This window comes from Agrobacterium sp. DE0009 (genome assembly GCF_007680755.1).
Taxonomy (GTDB): Bacteria; Pseudomonadota; Alphaproteobacteria; order Rhizobiales; family Rhizobiaceae; genus Agrobacterium; species Agrobacterium tumefaciens_B.
This window is the reverse complement of record NZ_VEIU01000044.1, coordinates 1-382: the sequence shown is the minus strand read 5'-3', so window position 1 is coordinate 382 and position 382 is coordinate 1. Positions and strand designations below refer to the sequence as shown.

Genomic DNA, 382 nt, shown 5'->3' with positions numbered 1-382 from the left:
ACCAGGTCGGCAAAACGCAACATTGTTCATGTTTTCACATGACTGTTGTTTTCGAGAAGCTGGGAAGCTTGCGCTTCGTTTTAATTTACACGTCTTTATTCTGTCCTGACGCCTGAGGGGCTCCGGACGGGCCGGCCAATCATGGCCGACGGACTATCGTCCTGTATGGCTGCCATATCAACGCTTGCGCGGGGCAGCAGTACAGGCCAGAGGCCGTCGCCAATCGTTTGGCGCGCCGTCCGCAGGGCCTATGGCCCGTGAGGACAGAAGAATGATGTCATCAAGCTTTGCTTGATGAACATAATCAATGGGAACGAAGAAGTCGATCGAGCTATTAGTAACGGTAAGCTTCACACATTGCTGTGCTTCCACACCCGTCCTA

General features: G+C 52.9%; 1 protein-coding gene. It reads right to left on the bottom strand.

Annotated features, from left to right (window positions below):
- Window positions 1-177: 177 nt before the first annotated feature.
- Window positions 178-382 (bottom strand): hypothetical protein (locus FS804_RS25105; protein ID WP_210244467.1); only part of this gene is annotated, 205 nt, incomplete at its 5' end.